This is a genomic window from Pseudomonas sp. CGJS7 (assembly GCF_036961695.1).
In genome coordinates, this window is record NZ_JBAMDI010000045.1 from 61058 (window position 1) to 78136 (window position 17079).

The following is a 17079-nucleotide window of genomic DNA, read 5'->3' on the forward strand; positions in this document are numbered from 1 at the left end:
GCGACGCCGCGCCGGGCTAGCCTGCCGGGCATGAATACCCCCACTTCCACCGCGCCGCGATTGTTGATCCACGGCGCGTCCGGCCGCATGGGCCGGGCCTTGTTGCGTCTGGCCGCCGAACGCGCGGATCTGCAGGTCGTCGCCGCCTACTCGCGCTCGCAGCCCGCGCAGCGGGTGATCGAGGGCGTGCCGCATTTCGCCGCGTCGGAGTTGAACGGCGCGCCGGAGTTCGACGTCGCCATCGATTTCAGCCTGCCCGAGGGCTTCGACCCGGTGCTGGCCCTGTGCGCCGCGCGCGGCAAAGCCCTGGTTTCGGGCACCACCGGCCTGAGTTCGGCGCAAAACGCGGCGATCAACCAGGCCTCGGCCGACATCGCGGTGGTCTGGGCCGCCAACTACAGCCTCGGCGTGGCGGTGCTGACCGAACTGGTGCGGCGCGCCGCCGCGGCGCTGCCGGAGTGGGATTGCGACGTGATCGAGGCCCACCACACCCGCAAGCTCGACGCGCCCTCGGGCACCGCGCTGCACCTGGGCGCGGCCGCGGCGATCGGCCGCGGCGAGCAGCCGCACTACGCCAGCCTGCGCGCCGGCGACATCGTCGGCGAACACACCGTGCAGTTCGCCGCCGCCGGTGAGCGGCTGGAGCTGATTCACCGCGCCACCAACCGCGACATTTTTGCCCGCGGCGCGCTGGAAGCGGCGTTGCGCGTGGCCCATCAGGCGCCGGGGCGGTATGGCTTGGCGGAGTTGATGTTTCCGAATCTTTGAGTGCGCGATGTCGCGGTGGGAGCGGCCGCCATTGGCCGCGGGCCGGAGCGATCGCGCATTGCCGAGCCGCCGGCGGCTGGTTTCGCCGTGGCGATCAAGGCGAAATCGAAATGGGTTCCGGCTTTCGCCGGAATGACGGCGGGCGGGGCGCGTGACCGCGCCGCGCAATCTGCGCCGTGCGCGAGCGGATCGCGCGGCGCTTCGTCGAAAGACGGGGTGCCGCGTTCTGCCGCTTGGACGGTGAACAAACGACCCTCGCGACGATCCCGGCCCCGATCGGTCTGAGTCCGGCTTCCAACGGCGGCCCGGAACAACAGCCGGCCGCCATCGCTTCAACGCGGGCTTGGCCCAAGCCGGGATGCATGATGGACGGCGAAGCTCGGATTTTTTCTGTGTGCGAATTATTATCCTTGCGATTATCTGGCATCGGTTTTTATTAAATAGAATGTAATTATGGTGCCGATCGCCACGCGGTTTGTGCGGGCTAGAAAATTTCGCTTGTTTTTGCGGATAAAGCTTGGCTAGTCTCCGCCGGAATTATCGGGGGAAGATTATGTCGGTTGGCGCAAATCCATTCGCAAAAGGTAATGACGATCCGCAGATGTTGTTGATTCTCGCGCAAGGCGTCGCCTTGCCGCATTTGAGCGGGGTGCTGAGGCTGGCCTTGCAGCGCGCCGATGTTCATTGGGTCCAGAAGAAACTCGGCGGCGCCGAACTGGCCGCGGTGCGCGAGCTGGGTCGCGCCCAAGACCGCATCGTTCAGCGCTTCGGCGAGCGTGTCGTTAGTGGATTCGAGCGGCTGCAAGGCGGAACCGGGGCGATGCCGATAGCGGGCATGCAATTGGGCCAGGTCTCCGACGACAGCCTGGTCGAGCAAATGACCGCGCAGGAAATGATCGAGCGGCTGACCAAGGCGAACCAACCCGCGCTGGGGCAGTTGGGGCAGCGCCTGGCGCGGCTGGCCGGACGCGATCGGTTGCAGCCGCAGGAGTATCCCTGTCATCCCCAATTCATCGTCGAGGCGCTGAACGCTTCGCTAGTGGGGCTGCCTGTAACCATCGATGCGCTGGTGGTGGTCTACCGCTGCCTTGAACAGGAACTCGCCGGTGGGTTGCGGCCGCTGTGCGATCGGCTCAATACCGATCTTGGCGCCGCCGGGGTCCTGGGTAGCTGAACCGCGCTGGCAGGGGGCGTTGTAGCGCGGACCGGCGCCGGCCCGTCGGCAGTCGAGTCCAACTGGCACATCAAGACTGGCGCCGAAGGCGCCGGTCCGCTAGAATTCCGACTCGCCTGAACCCCGCCCGCCGGACCGGTCCCGCACCGCGTCCGCGCTTTGCTGCAAGTCGGTTTTGCCGATGACGCGCTCGGGGTCAGATCCTTCGGCAGCCAAGGCGACCCCCCGTGACCCAACCCGCAATTCTCGCTCTCGAAGACGGCACCGTGTTCGAGGGCGTTTCCGTAGGCGCGCCCGGCCTCAGCGTCGGCGAAGTGGTATTCAACACCGCCATCACCGGCTACCAGGAAATCCTCACCGACCCGTCGTATGCGCGTCAGTTGGTGACGCTGACCTATCCGCACGTCGGCAACACCGGCTGCACCGATCAGGACGACGAAGCGCGTCAGGTCTGGGCCTCGGGCCTGATCGTGCGCGACGTGCCGCGCCGTCCCAGCAACTGGCGCAGCCAGGTCGCGCTGCCGCAGTGGCTGTCCGACCGCGGCGTGGTCGCCATCGCCGACATCGACACCCGCAAGCTCACCCGCCTGCTGCGCGATACCGGCGCCCAGAACGGTGCGCTGATGGCCGGCGAGATCGACGTGGAAAAGGCCCTGGAAGCCGCGCGCAAGTTCCCCGGCCTGAAGGGCATGGATCTGGCCAAGGAAGTCTGCACGCGCGAACGCTATGAGTGGAGCGAAGGCCAGCTCGATCTGGACCGCAACGCCTTCGTCAATGCCGATGCGCGCTTCCACGTGGTCGCTTACGACTTCGGGGTCAAGCTCAACATCCTGCGCATGATCGCCGAGCGCGGCTGCAAGGTGACGGTGGTGCCGGCGCAGACCTCGGCCGCCGAGGTGCTGGCGCTCAAGCCCGACGGCGTGTTCCTGTCCAACGGCCCCGGCGATCCGGAGCCTTGCGATTACGCGATCGCCGCGATCAAGGAATTCATCGCCAAGAAGATCCCGACCTTCGGCATCTGCCTGGGCCATCAGCTGCTGGGCCTTGCCTCGGGCGCGAAGACGCTGAAGATGAAGTTCGGCCATCACGGCGCCAACCATCCGGTCCAGGACCTGGATTCGGGCCGGGTGATGATCACCTCGCAGAACCACGGCTTCGCGGTCGATGAGTCGAGCCTGCCGGCCAATGTGCGGGTGACCCACCGCTCGCTGTTCGACGGCAGCAACCAGGGCATCGCCTTGACCGACGCGCCGGCCTTCAGCTTCCAGGGCCATCCGGAAGCCAGCCCGGGTCCGCACGATGTCTCGCCGTTGTTCGATCGCTTCATCGCCTCGATCGAGCAGGCCCGCGCCTGATGAGCGCAGCGCCGGCCTCGCCGCCGCGCAGACGCCGCTGGCGTCTGCGGGTGCTGGCGGTGCTGGCCGCACTCGGCGCATACCCCGCTTTCGTGATGATCGCGGTGTACTCGCAATGGTTCGCCGCCGATCTGCCCGGCGGACGCAACGGCCCGGCCGATGCGTACCGCCACAGCCTGGCCAGCGCGATCGTCGCCTACACCTTGTCGCCGCGCTGCGTGGACTGGGTGACCGCGACGATGGAGCGGGGCGGGCAAGGCAACCCGAGCCGGGCGATGGACGCCCACAACAACGCCATCGGCGCGCGCCTGGGCGCCGCCGCTGAAAACTGGACCGCGATGCAGCGCGATGTTCGCGCCGCGGTCGACCATGGGGCGATCGATGCTCGATCGCCCGAGCAAATCACCTGGCTCGCCCCCTCGGCGTGGCAGGACCGACTTTACTGAGGACGACATGCCCAAGCGTACCGACATCAAAACCGTCCTGATCATCGGCGCCGGCCCGATCGTGATCGGCCAGGCCTGCGAGTTCGACTACTCCGGCGCGCAAGCCTGCAAGGCCCTGCGCGACGAGGGCTACCGGGTGGTCCTGGTCAATTCCAATCCGGCCACGATCATGACCGACCCGGACATGGCCGATGCGGTCTACATCGAGCCGATCAACTGGCAGACGGTCGAGAAGATCATCGCCAAGGAAAAGCCCGACGCGCTGCTGCCGACCATGGGCGGGCAGACCGCGCTCAACTGCGCGCTCGACCTGGCCGACAACGGTGTGCTGGAGAAGTACAACGTCGAGCTGATCGGCGCCAAGCGCGACGCCATCCGCATGGCCGAGGACCGCGAGCTGTTCCGCGTGGCGATGAGCGAGATCGGCCTGGAATGCCCGCGCGCCGCGGTGGCGCGCACGCTGGAAGAGGCGATCGAGATCCAGGCCCGGGTCGGCTACCCGACCATCATCCGCCCCAGCTTCACCCTCGGCGGCAGCGGCGGCGGCATCGCCTACAACCGCGAAGAGCTGATCGAGATCGTCACCCGCGGCCTGGAACTGTCGCCGACCACCGAAGTGCTGGTGGAAGAGTCGGTGCTGGGCTGGAAGGAGTTCGAGATGGAAGTGGTCCGCGACACCGCGGACAACTGCATCATCGTGTGCTCGATCGAAAACTTCGACGCGATGGGCGTGCACACCGGCGACTCGATCACCGTCGCTCCGGCGCAGACGCTCACCGACAAGGAATATCAGCGCCTGCGCGATGCCTCGATCGCGGTGCTGCGCAAGATCGGCGTCGACACCGGCGGTTCCAACGTGCAGTTCGGCATCAACGCGCAGAACGGCCGCGTGGTGGTGATCGAAATGAACCCGCGCGTGTCGCGTTCCTCGGCGCTGGCCTCGAAGGCGACCGGTTTCCCGATCGCCAAGATCGCCGCCAAGCTCGCGGTCGGTTACACCCTGGACGAACTGCGCAACGAGATCACCGGCGGCGCCACCCCGGCTTCGTTCGAGCCGAGCATCGACTACGTCGTCACCAAGATTCCGCGCTTCGCCTTCGAGAAGTTCCCGCAGGCCGACGCGCGCCTGACCACGCAGATGAAGTCGGTCGGCGAAGTCATGGCGATGGGCCGCACCTTCCAGGAATCGTTGCAGAAAGCGCTGCGCGGCCTGGAAACCGGCAAGGTCGGCCTGGACCCCACCGGTCTGGATCTGGGCAACGAGGACGACCTGTCCAAGCTGCGCCGTGAGCTGAAAGAGCCGGGCCCGGAACGCATGTTCCATATCGGCGACGCGTTCCGCGCCGGCATGAGCGTGGAAGACGTGCACGCGCTGTCGTTCGTCGATCCGTGGTTCCTGGATCAGATCGAAGAACTGATCGCGGCCGAACGCGCGCTGGCCGAGGCCGGTCTGGCTTCGCTGGACAAGGACCGCATGCGCGCGCTCAAGCGCATGGGCTTCTCCGACGCGCGCATCGCCCAGCTCACCGGCACCGACGAAACCGCCGTGCGCACCCTGCGCCGCGCGTTCGGCGTGCGTCCGGTGTACAAGCGGGTCGACTCGTGCGCGGCCGAGTTCGCCACCACCACCGCCTACATGTACTCGACCTACGAGGACGAGTGCGAAGCCCAGCCGACCAACCGCGACAAGATCATCGTGCTCGGCGGCGGTCCCAACCGCATCGGCCAGGGCATCGAGTTCGACTACTGCTGCGTGCACGCCGCGCTCGCCCTGCGCGAGGACGGCTATGAAACCATCATGGTCAACTGCAACCCGGAGACCGTGTCGACCGATTACGACACCTCCGACCGTCTGTACTTCGAGCCGCTGACCCTGGAAGACGTGCTGGAAATCGCCGACTTGGAAAAACCCAAGGGCGTGATCGTGCAGTACGGCGGCCAGACCCCGCTGAAGCTGGCGCGCGCGCTGGAAGCCAACGGCGTGCCGATCATCGGCACCACTCCGGACAGCATCGATCTGGCCGAAGACCGCGAGCGCTTCCAGAAGCTGGTGCAGGACCTGGGCCTGGCCCAGCCGATCAACCGCACCGCGCGCAATCCCGACGAAGCCCTGGCCCTGGCCAATCAGATCGGCTACCCGATGGTGGTGCGCCCGAGCTACGTGCTCGGCGGCCGGGCCATGGAAATCGTCTATTCCGACGCCGATCTGACCCGCTACATCCGCGATGCGGTGAAGGTGTCGAACGACTCGCCGGTGCTGCTGGACCGCTTCCTCGACAACGCGGTGGAAGTCGACGTCGACGTCATCGCCGACCGCGAAGGCTACGTGCTGATCGGCGGGGTGATGGAGCACATCGAAGAAGCCGGCGTGCACTCGGGCGACTCCTCGTGCTCGCTGCCGCCGTATTCGTTGTCGCCGGAAACCCAGCAGAAGCTGCGCGCGCAAGTGGTGGCGCTGGCCAAGTCGCTGAAGGTGGTCGGCCTGATGAACACCCAGTTCGCGATCCAGACCGATGCCGACGGCAACGAAACCATCTTCCTGATCGAAGTGAACCCGCGCGCCTCGCGCACGGTGCCGTTCGTGTCCAAGGCCACCGGCATGGCGCTGGCCAAGATCGCCGCGCGCTGCATGGTCGGCCAGACCCTGGCCTCGCAGGGCGCGATGGAAGAAATCGTGCCGGACTACTACTCGGTCAAGGAAGCGATCTTCCCGTTCGCCAAGTTCCAGGGCGTCGACCCGATCCTCGGGCCGGAAATGCGTTCCACCGGCGAAGTGATGGGCGTGGGCAAGAACTTCGGCGCGGCGATGGCGCGCGCGCAGGAAGCCGGCGGGATCAAGGCCCCGCCGGTCGGCAAGACCTTCATCTCGGTGCGCGACCCGGACAAGCAGCGGGTGCTGCCGGTGGCGCAGGAACTGGTCCGCCGCGGCTACACCCTGGTCGCGACCAGCGGCACCCAGAGCTTCCTGAGCCAGCACGGCGTGGCGTGCGAGGTGATCAACAAAGTCACCGAGGGCCGTCCGCACATCGTCGACCTGATCAAGAACGGCGAGATCGTCTACATCATCAACACCACCGAAGGCCGCCAGGCGATCTCCGACTCGTTCTCGATCCGTCGCGAGGCCTTGCAGCAGCGGGTCACGTACTCGACCACGGTGTCGGGGGCGCGCGCGCTGGTGGGTTCGCTGGACTATCGCGGCACCGGCCCGGTGTGGTCGTTGCAGGAGCTGCACGCGCAGATCGGCGCGGCTTGATCGCGGCGCGGGCGGCGCTTTGGCGCCGCCCGTGTTGGGCGATCGGCGCGGAGGCTTGAGCGCGACGAAGCGCGGGTAGGGCTTCGCCACTCCCGGAGCTTGGCGAAGCGCGAGTAGGGCTTCGCCACTGCCAGCCCGTCATTCCCGCGAACGCGGGAATCCAGTGCCTTTCGTGCGAAAGCGTCTGAAGTCGCTGGATTCCCGCGTTCGCGGGAATGACGACCTGGATGCATGACGCTGAAGTCTCTGGATTCCCGCCTTCGCGGGAATGACGTTCTGGAGAGATTACGCCAAAGGCTCTTGGCTTTTAGCTTCCAGCAGCGGGAATGACGGGCCGGGAGTCACCTCCTGAAACCCCCCAGCCACGCCCCGCCCGCCCAACCCCAACAGGGTGCCAACCGCCCAGGTTCCCGGCACAATGGCCCCAACCCAGCATTCGATAAGCCGGCGTCCGGCCCCAAGGGACGCGCAACGAGGAAACAAGGAATGAGAGCACCCATCACCGCCAAGGGCGCGCTGCGTTTGCGCGCTGAGCTGGAAGAACTCAAGTCGGTCAAGCGTCCGGCGGTCATCAACGCGATCGCCGAAGCGCGCGCCCACGGCGATCTCAAGGAGAACGCCGAGTACCACGCCGCGCGCGAGCAGCAGGGCTTCATCGAAGGCCGGATCAAGCAGCTCGAAGCCGAGCTGTCGCACGCCGAGATCATCGACATCAGCAAGCTCAACGCCGGCTCCAAGGTGGTGTTCGGCGCCACCGTCGAACTGGCCGATGTCGATACCGACGAAGGCAAGACCTACCAGATCGTCGGCGACCTGGAAGCGGACATCAAGCAAGGCCTGATCGCGATCTCCTCGCCGGTGGCGCGCGCGCTGATCGGCAAGAACGAAGGCGACAGCGTCGAAATTCAGGCGCCCGGCGGCGTTCGCGAGTACGAAATCGTCAGCGTCGCCTACAACGGCTGACCGGCCGAACGCGCTCATGGGCCTTCCGCGATGAACCGGGTCACCCTGCTGCTGCCGGCGCGCGCGCGCTTCGGCGGCCAGAGTTTCGGCGAAGGCGTCGGCCGCCGTCTGGGCCGCGCCGAGCGCAGCGTCGAGGCGGCCGATCAGGCCGCGCGGGTGTTCGACATCCTGCCGCGCGGCTGGCCGGTGGCGGCGGTGTCGCGCCAGCGCGATGTCGGCGACGGCGGCCACGGCGCGTGGCTGCGCGCCGATCCGGCCTATGTCCGGCCCGACATCAACGGCGCGCGCCTGCTCGCTTACGGCGATGCGCTGGCCTTGAGCGAGCGCGACAGCGCCGCATTGCTGCCGGCGCTCAAGCCGCTGTTCGGCGACGCCGGGTTCCCGATCGATGCGCCGGTGCCGACCCGTTGGTATCTGTCGCTGCCGCGCGAAACCCGCTTGCCGCGCTTCGCCTCGCCCGAACAGGCGCTGGGCGAGGACATGTTCCAGCATCTGCCCGGCGGCGAAGGCGAGGGCAGCGAAGGCCGCCGTTGGCGCGCGCTGCTCAGCGAAGCCCAGGTGGTGCTGCACAACCATCCGCACAACGCCCAGCGCATCGCCGCGGGCCTGGCGCCGATCAATTCGCTGTGGTTCTGGGGCGCGGGCGTGCTGCCCGATCACGTCCGCACCGCATATACGAGCATCTTCAGCGACGACGAAGCGCTGACCGCGTTCGCCGCGCAAGCCGGCATCGACGCGGCGGCGCTGCCCGGCGCCTGGGCCGCGCACGAGGGCGAGGTGTTGTTCGACCTGCGCGCCGCGCGCGATCTGACCCCGCTGCAACGCGATTGGCTGGAACCGGCCGCGGCCGCGCTGGACCAGGGCGCGCTGGAGCGCATCGCGCTGGCGTTCGCCGACGGCGAGCGTTTCGAACTGGCGCGTTCGCAGCGCTGGCGTTTCTGGCGCAAGCCGCTGCGTTCGCTGCTGGATTGAACGCGCGCATGTCCGTGGCCGCGGTGGAATCGGCGCGATGAATTCGGCCGCGCGCTTGCGCCGGCGCGAGCCGGTCGATATCGGCCAGTGGCCCGATTCGGTCCCGCCGCTGCTGCGCCGGATCTACGCCGCGCGCGGCGCGACCTGCGTGGAGCAGGCGCAACCGCGGCTGACCCATTTGCTGCCGCCCGACGGCATGCTCGGGCTGGATGCGGCGACCGCGTTGCTGGCGCAGGCGATCGCCGCCGATCGCCACATCGTGGTGGTCGGCGATTTCGACTGCGACGGCGCCACCGCCTGCGCGGTCGGCGTGCGCGGCCTGCGCATGCTCGGCGCCCAGCGGGTGTCGCACGCGGTGCCCAACCGGATCGTGCACGGCTACGGCCTGTCGCCGGCGCTGGTCGAGGAACTGGCGCAGTTGCAGCCGGATCTGCTGGTCACCGTCGATCACGGCATCGCCTGCCACGCCGGCATCGCCGCGGCGCGCGAGCGCGGTTGGCAGGTGCTGGTCACCGACCACCATTTGCCCGGCGAGCGCTTGCCGCCGGCCGACGCCATCGTCGACCCGAATCAGCCCGGCGACGGGTTTCCGAGCAAGATGCTGGCCGGCGTCGGGGTCATGTTTTACGTGCTGCTGGCCTTGCGCCGGCGGATGCGCGACAGCGGCGCGTTCGGCAACGGCAACGGCCCCGACTTGAGCGTGCTGCTGGATCTGGTCGCGGTCGGCACCGTCGCCGATCTGGTCGCGCTGGACGCCAACAACCGCGCCCTGGTCGCCGCCGGCCTGCGCCGTTTGCGCGCCGGGCAGGGCAGCGCCGGTCTGCGCGCGCTGATCGAAGTCTCGCAGCGCGATTTCCGCCGGCTGACCGCGGCCGACATCGGCTACGCGGTCGGGCCGCGGCTCAACGCCGCCGGCCGCCTGGAAGACATGGCCCTGGGCATCGAATGCCTGCTCACCGACAACCACGCGCAGGCGCGTTCGATCGCAGCCACCCTCAACGAGATCAACGCCGAGCGCCGCGCGGTCCAGCAGCAGATGACCGATGAGGCCGAAGCCGCGTTCGCGCGGGTCGCGGTGGACGCGGCCTCGCGGCCGTTGGCCTTGTGTCTGTTCGATCCGGACTGGCATCCCGGCGTGGTCGGGCTGGTCGCTTCGAAGATGAAGGAGCGTCTGCATCGGCCGGTGATCGCGTTCGCGCCGGCCGAACCGGGCAGCGAGTTGCTGCGCGGCTCGGCGCGTTCGATTCCCGGCTTTCATATTCGCGACGCGCTGGCCGATGTCGCCGCGCGTCATCCGCAGTTGATCGAAAAATTCGGCGGCCATGCGATGGCGGCGGGGTTGTCGTTGCCGTTGGCCGCGTTCGAAGCGTTCCGCGACGCGTTCGAGCAATGCGCGCGTATCGCCCTGACCCCGGAACTGCTGCAAGCCGACGTGCTCAGCGACGGCGAACTGGATGCGGGCGAATTCGACCGGGTCCACGCCGAATCGCTGCGCGACGGCGGCCCGTGGGGACAGGGCTTCGCCGAACCGCAATTCGACGGCGAGTTCGAAGTGCTGTCCTGGCGCGTGGTCGGCGAGCGTCATCTCAAGTTGGAACTGGGCCGCGACGGACTGCGCTTGAACGCGATCCAGTTCGGCGGCTGGGACGGCAACAAGCCCTCGCCCTGGGTGCGCATCGCGTACCGTCTGGAGCCCGACGACTACCGCGGCGGCAACGCGGTGCAACTGGTCGTGACCCACCGCGAACCGCTCTGAGCGGCGCGATCGCGCCGGCCCTTGCGCGCCGCGCGCGGAGCAGGGCGCGGCCGATACCCATCCCGAACGATCGCTGGCGCCAGTCGCATGACGACGTGGGGTAAAACCTCCGCGCTGCGTTCTAAATACTAGCGGATGAACAAAAGCCCGGGTTTTAAGAGGGTTTCTGAATAATTCATCGCAACCCGGCGCGTTCGTACCGAAACAGTCCGAGCCCTCGCGGACGGCGCAGCGCCGGTCACCGTCGCAACTTCACTTGTAAGGGACAACATGAAGACTGCTCTTGCCGCCGCGTTCGCCCTCGCGCTCGCCGCTCCCGTCGCCGCATACGCCGCCGACGGCACCGTCCATATCGAAGGTTCGGTGATCGCGCCGACCTGCGTGCTCACCAACGGCCCGACCCCGGCCGATATCCGGGTCAAGCTGCCGCCGGTGGCGGTGTCGGCGCTGGCCAGCAACGGCCAGACCGCCGGGCGCACGCCGTTCCTGATCCGCATCGCCGATTGCGACGCGACCACCGCGCAGGTGCAGACCTTCTTCGAGCCGGGTCCGACCATCAACACCAGCAGCAACAATCTGAGCCTGCAGGGCGGTGGCGGCGTGGCCGGCAACGTCGAACTGCAACTGCTCAACGGCGATTACTCGCAGGTGCTGCTGGGCAATCCGCTGGGTCTGCAGAACACCCAGACCGTGGCGGTGGAGAACGGCGGCGCGGCGCTGCGTTACTACGCCCAGTACGTGGCCACCGGCGCGGCCACCGCGGGCTCGGCCAACAGCAGCGTGACCTTCACTCTGATCTACCAGTAAGTCCCTTCCTGCGACCCACGCGCGTTACCGCATCGTTCGGGGCCCAGCCCCGGCCGCGACGGTGGACGCTTGCCCGACGATTAAGGAGTTGGTGGTATGCGAAAGATTCTCGGCAAACGCACGGGCCTGTGCCTGGCCACGCTGGCGGTGTTGGCCAGCGGCGCGGCGCAAGCGCAGCAAGGCGATCCGTTGTACCGGTATCAGTGGCATCTGATGAACTACGGCCAGAAAGTGCTGGGCGATACCAAGCCGGCGTTCGGCATCGATCTGGGTATCGACGATCTGCACGACTACAACATCCGCGGCAAAGGCGTGATCGTCGGCGTGCTCGACGCGGGCATCGAGATCGCCCATCCGGACCTCGCCGCGAACATGGTTCCCAACGGTTCCTGGAACTTCAACGACAACTCGCACGACACCTCGCCGGGCGACGGCGGCGAAGCGCACGGCACGGCCGTCGGCGGCATCATCGGCGCGGTCGGCTGGAACGGCATCGGCGGACGCGGCGTGGCGCCGGCAGCGAAGCTGAAGAGCTTCAACTTCCTCGATGCCAACGGCTCCAACGATGAAATCCGTTACGCGTGGTGGGACGGCGCGCTGTCCAAGGACGTCGCGGTCAGCAACAACAGTTGGGGCAATACCGTTCCGTTGTTCCTGCCGGTGGTGTCGGAAAACGAACTCGCCGCCTGGGAACGGCCGATGTCGGCCACCCGCGGCGGACTGGGCATGATCTACGTCAAGGCGGCGGGCAACAGCTTCGCCAGCGTCGAGCACCGCACCTTCGGCGAACTGTGTCCGGCCAGCAGCCGTTCGGTCGGGTGCAGCCAGTCGTTCTACGATCTGGAATCGAACTATTTCAACGTCATCACCGTCGCCGCGGTGAACGCGGCCGGCAAGCGCTCCAGCTATTCCACCCCGGGCGCCTCGATGTGGGTGTCGGGCCTGGGCGGCGAGTACGGTTGGCAAGCCCAGACCTTGCGCGACGGCGGAATCAGCGACGCGGTGATCGCCCGGCAAGAGCCGGTTCGTTTCGATCCGGCGATGGTCACCACCGATTTGAGCGGCTGCCTCAACGGGTACAACGTCAACCCGGGCGAAGAAGGGCTCAACTTCAACGCCCTGGACTCCGACCAGTCGGCGATCGACGCCAGCTGCAACTACACCGGCCTCATGAACGGTACGTCGGCCGCCGCGCCGACGGTATCGGGCGTGGTGGCGTTGATGTTGCAGGCCAATCCCAAGCTGACCTACCGCGACGTCAAATACATCCTGGCCACCACCGCGCGGCAAGTCGATCCGACTCAGGCGGCGGTGACCAAGCCCGACGGCACGGTGTTGTCCGCGGGTTGGACCACCAACGCCGCCGGACGCGCTTTCAGCAACTGGTACGGCTACGGTCTGGTCGACGCCACCCTGGCGACGACCCGCGCGAGCGGGTTCAAATCGCTCGGCGCATTGCGCGACAGCGGCTGGCGTCAGGCCGCGTTGGCCGCGGCGCAGCCCATCGGCGGCAGCGCCGCGCCGGCGCAAGCAACCATCCGCATCGACGGTGGCCCGGGCCGGGTGGAAGCGGTGCAGATCGGCATGGCGTCGAACTATCCGCTGGGGTTCCTGGAATCCACCACGCTGCGGGTCACCCTGATATCGCCGAGCGGAACCCGCGCGATCGTGGTACCCGCCGGCGCGGCGACCGCGGACGACACCATGACCTTCGATCTGGCCGCGGTCAACGCGTTCCTGGATGAGCCGGGCAGCGGCGATTGGCGCCTGGAAGTGGCCGATACCGGGCTGGCGGCCGGCGCGGATTCGCTGGGCGATTTGACCTCCTTCAAGATTCGCGTGCTGGGGCACTGAACATGAAAATTCGACTCTTATCGTTTTGCGGCGGCGTGCTGGCGATGGCGATCGCGCCGGCCGGCATGGCTCAGGACTACACCAAGAAGGCCGAGTTGGATCTGGCCGCGACCGGCGAAACTTTCACCATCGGGCAGAACCAGTTCCGCATCGCGCCGACCGCGACGGTCAAGCCGGTCGATGCGAGCACCGACCTGCGCCGCGACGTGATCGTCGGCGGCTATGTGGTGGAACCGGCGGCGGCGCCGTCGCCGACCCGCAACAAGCGCTCCATCGATCCGGCGCCGGCCGCGGCCGACACCGGCCTGGCTGCCGCGGTATCGGCCAATGGCCGCGCGGTGGTGGTGGCGCCGGAGCTCAACGTCTACGTCGCTCAGCCCGGCGTGATCGATGCGCTGGTCCGCGAGACCGGAGGCAAGCTGCTGTATTCCTCCGAGATCGGCGGCAAGGCGACGATCGGTTACGGCTCGGTGGCCGAAGCGATGAAGGCGCGCCAGCGCATCGCCGGCAAGGCCGGGGTCAAGGAAGTCAGCCCGCGTCTGATCCAGCAGCGCAAGGTCGCCTGGTAAGCCGACGGCGGCGCCGGGCCGGACCCGGCGCCGCGTTTTCGTCGGCCTCGCGCCCGACGATGCGCGATTCGCGCAGGCACCCAAGCGCGATGCATCCATCGAATCGCCGCTGCGTCGGACCGGCAGCGGATCGGACAGGCAGTCGCTTCCATCGCGCCGCAACGGCGCCAGTGTCGATACCAACTGTAGGGGACCACATGAAGACCGCTCTTGCCGCCGCGTTCGCCCTCGCGCTCGCCGCCCCCGTCGCCGCATACGCCGCCGACGGCACCGTCCATATCGAAGGCTCGGTGATCGCGCCGACCTGCGTGCTCACCAACGGCCCGACCCCGGCCGATATCCGGGTCAAGCTGCCGCCGGTGGCGGTGTCGGCGCTGGCCAGCAACGGCCAGACCGCCGGGCGCACGCCGTTGCTGATCCGCATCGCCGATTGCGATGCGACCACCGCGCAGGTGCAGACCTTCTTCGAGCCGGGTCCGACCATCAACACCAGCAGCAACAATCTGAGCCTGCAGGGCGGTGGCGGCGTGGCCGGCAACGTCGAGCTGCAACTGCTCAACGGCGATTACTCGCAAGTGCTGCTCGGCAACCCGCTGGGTCTGCAGAACACCCAGACCGTGGCGGTGGAGAACGGCGGCGCGGCGCTGCGTTACTACGCCCAGTACGTCGCCACCGGCGCGGCCACCGCGGGCTCGGCCAACAGCAGCGTGACCTTCACCCTGATCTACCAGTAAGCCATCCATCCAATGCGCGCGTCCGAACGGCCCGAGCCGACGCCAGGGCCGAACCGGAAGCGCGCGTGCGACCCAACCAGGAGTGGGCGACATGCGACAGCATTCGATCAAGAAGACCGCGTTGTGCGCGGCCACGTTCGCGGCCGTGTTCGGCGGCGCGGCGCAGGCGCAGCAGGGCGATCCGCTGTACCGGTACCAGTGGCATCTGATGAACTACGGCCAGAGCGTGCTCGGCGACACCAAGCCGGCGTTCGGCATCGACCTGGGCATCGACGATCTGCACGACTACAACATCCGCGGCAAGGGCGTGACCGTGGCCGTGGTCGATCAGGGCGTGGAAATCGCCCATCCCGACTTGGCCGCCAACGTCGTCGCCAACGGCTCCTGGAACTTCAGCGACGACAGCCACGATCCCACCCCCACCAAGGCCTCGCAAGCGCACGGGACCGCGGTCGCCGGCATCATCGCCTCGGTGGGCTGGAACGGCATCGGCGGGCGCGGCGTCGCTCCGGCCGCGCGGCTGAAGAGCTTCAACTATCTCAGCGTCGACGATGCGACCAAGCAGCCGAGTCTTGAGGATGTGTGGCTGACGCGGCCGGAGTTGGCGGACGTGCAAGTGTCCAACAACAGCTGGGGCGCCTACGCCAACTATCTGCCCGCGGCGATATCGGAAAACGAGATCGCGGCGGACGAACGCGCCTTGTCGGCGACCCGCGGCGGGCTCGGCACGATCTACATCAAGTCGGCCGGCAACGGTTTTTCGAACTGGTCGGCTTACGCCGACACTGGAAACTTCAACGTTTGCGGCGCCGATGCCTTGGCGGCCGGCGTCGGTTGTTCGCAAGCCATCTGGGATGGGCAGCACGGCAAGTTCAACGTGATGGTGATCGCGGCCGCCGATGCGTCCGGTCAGCGTTCCACTTACTCCACGCCGGGCGCTTCGATCTGGGTAGCGGGTCTAGGCGGCGAATACGGTTGGCAGCGGCAAGGGCTGCTCAACGCCGGTTACAGCGAAGCGGTCGCCGGCGGTCAAGCGGCCTATTTGTATGAACCCGCCATCGTCACCACCGACCTGTCGGGGTGCGCGCGCGGCTACAATAACAATGCCGCCGGCAGCGGACGCAGTGTGCTGGACAGCGACCGATCGCTGTTGGACAACACCTGCAATTACACCGGCTCGATGAACGGCACCTCGGCGGCCGCGCCGACCGTGTCGGGCGTGGTCGCGCTGATGTTGCAGGTCAATCCGAAGCTGAGCTTCCGCGACGTCAAATACATCCTGGCCACCACCGCGCGCCAGATCGATCCCAACCAGGCGCAGGTGCGCGACGCCAACGGGACCGTGATCGCGCCGGGCTGGATCACCAATGCCGCGGGCCGGCGTTTCAGCAACTGGTACGGCTTCGGCCTGGTCGATGCGACCCTGGCGGTGACCCGCGCCGGCAACTTCAAGTCGCTGCCGGCGTTGCGCGACAGCGGCTGGCAGCGCGCTCAGCTGGACGTGCCGGTTGCGATCGGCAACGCGGCCGCGCCGGCGACGGCCAGCGTGCGCATCGCCAACGGGCCGCGCAACATCGAAGCGGTGCAGATCGGCCTGGACACCGATTACGTCCACGCCGGCACCTGGCAGCAGGCCGGCGGCGCGACCGCCACGCCGTTGTTGGTGACCTTGCGCTCGCCCGGCGGAACCCGCGCATTCGTGTTGCCGGCGCATTCGGCCTACGGCGGCCGCGTGCTGACCATTCCGTTCTCCTCGGTCAACGCCTTCCTGGACGAATCCAGCGACGGCGACTGGACCGTGGAAGTGGCGGACGTGGACCGCGCCGCCGGCGTGGCCTCGGCCGGCAATCTCACCTCGTTCAAGCTCCGCGTCCTGGGACACTGATCATGAAAATCCAATCTTTGCCGCTGTGCATCGGTTTGTTCGCCCTGGCCTGCGCGTCGACGGCGCTGGCGCAGGACCACGCCAAGCGCGCCGAGTTGAGTCGGGCCGCGACCGGCGAGTCGTTCGCCATCGACGGAAAAACCTTCCGCCTGGTGCCTTCGGCCGCGATCCGCGAAGCCGGCGCGACCACCGGCCTGGATGAGGTGGTGGTGGCCAACTACGTCATCGGTCCCGCGGCCGCATCCAGCGCGCGGGTCAAGCGCGATCTGGGAGCCGCGGCCGATGCGGCGGCGCGGCCCAACCTCGGCGCGGCGGTGGCCGCCGACGGCACCGCGGTGGTGATCCTGCCGCAGCTGAGCGTCTACGTCAGCGACATCAGTGTGGTCGACGCGATCGTTCGCGACACCGGCGGCGTGTTGACGTACTCCTCCGCGGTCGGCGGCAAGGCGACGATTCGGTATCCCTCGATCGCCGAGGCGATGAGCGCCCGCCAACGCATCCTCGGACGCGCCGGAGTGAAGGAGGTCAATCCCGACCGAGTGC

Annotated in this window: 14 protein-coding genes; all 14 read left to right on the plus strand. The window is 67.8% G+C overall.

All coding sequences use genetic code 11. The features are described from left to right. Positions 1-30: 30 nt before the first annotated feature. Positions 31-768 carry a 4-hydroxy-tetrahydrodipicolinate reductase gene (gene dapB / locus V7787_RS25145; RefSeq protein WP_336089996.1) on the plus strand — a complete coding sequence of 246 codons (738 nt, stop codon included), beginning with the start codon at positions 31-33 and terminating at the stop codon, positions 766-768. Between the two features lie 517 nt (positions 769-1285). After that, positions 1286-1942 (plus strand): DUF1631 family protein, encoded by a 657-nt coding sequence (locus tag V7787_RS25150; protein ID WP_336089997.1) that lies wholly within the window; start codon positions 1286-1288, stop codon positions 1940-1942. A 227-nt stretch (positions 1943-2169) separates the two neighbouring features. Then, the gene (gene carA, locus V7787_RS25155) at positions 2170-3297 is read left to right on the plus strand and encodes a glutamine-hydrolyzing carbamoyl-phosphate synthase small subunit (RefSeq protein WP_336089998.1); all 1128 of its coding nucleotides are present in this window, start codon (positions 2170-2172) and stop codon (positions 3295-3297) included. Further along, entirely contained in the window at positions 3297-3743 is a 447-nt protein-coding gene (locus tag V7787_RS25160) for a DUF6973 domain-containing protein (RefSeq protein ID WP_336089999.1), read from the plus strand. Before carA ends, V7787_RS25160 begins: the two co-directional genes overlap by 1 nt. 7 nt (positions 3744-3750) lie before the next feature. Beyond that, positions 3751-6996: a carbamoyl-phosphate synthase large subunit gene (gene carB, locus V7787_RS25165; RefSeq protein WP_336090000.1), complete on the plus strand. Its 3246-nt coding sequence runs from the start codon at positions 3751-3753 to the stop codon at positions 6994-6996. 486 nt (positions 6997-7482) lie between these two features. Further along, positions 7483-7959: a transcription elongation factor GreA gene (greA, locus tag V7787_RS25170; protein WP_336090001.1), complete on the plus strand. Its 477-nt coding sequence runs from the start codon at positions 7483-7485 to the stop codon at positions 7957-7959. A gap of 30 nt (positions 7960-7989) precedes the next feature. Next, positions 7990-8931, plus strand: a complete 942-nt coding sequence (locus V7787_RS25175; RefSeq protein WP_336090002.1) for a hypothetical protein — start codon at positions 7990-7992, stop codon at positions 8929-8931. 37 nt (positions 8932-8968) lie between these two features. After that, positions 8969-10687: a single-stranded-DNA-specific exonuclease RecJ gene (recJ, locus tag V7787_RS25180; RefSeq protein WP_336090003.1), complete on the plus strand. Its 1719-nt coding sequence runs from the start codon at positions 8969-8971 to the stop codon at positions 10685-10687. Between the two features lie 270 nt (positions 10688-10957). Next, entirely contained in the window at positions 10958-11494 is a 537-nt protein-coding gene (locus V7787_RS25185) for a fimbrial protein (protein WP_336090004.1), read from the plus strand. 96 nt (positions 11495-11590) lie between these two features. After that, on the plus strand, positions 11591-13348 hold the full coding sequence (locus tag V7787_RS25190; RefSeq protein WP_336090005.1) for a S8 family serine peptidase: 1758 nt from the start codon (positions 11591-11593) through the stop codon (positions 13346-13348). 2 nt (positions 13349-13350) lie between these two features. Beyond that, positions 13351-13917 (plus strand): hypothetical protein, encoded by a 567-nt coding sequence (locus V7787_RS25195; RefSeq protein ID WP_336090006.1) that lies wholly within the window; start codon positions 13351-13353, stop codon positions 13915-13917. A 197-nt stretch (positions 13918-14114) separates the two neighbouring features. Next, positions 14115-14651: a fimbrial protein gene (locus V7787_RS25200; protein ID WP_336090007.1), complete on the plus strand. Its 537-nt coding sequence runs from the start codon at positions 14115-14117 to the stop codon at positions 14649-14651. A 91-nt stretch (positions 14652-14742) separates the two neighbouring features. Further along, on the plus strand, positions 14743-16536 hold the full coding sequence (locus V7787_RS25205) for a S8 family serine peptidase (protein WP_336090008.1): 1794 nt from the start codon (positions 14743-14745) through the stop codon (positions 16534-16536). Between the two features lie 2 nt (positions 16537-16538). Further along, positions 16539-17079, plus strand: a 541-nt coding sequence (locus V7787_RS25210; RefSeq protein WP_336090009.1) for a hypothetical protein, incomplete at its 3' end; no start/stop codon positions are given.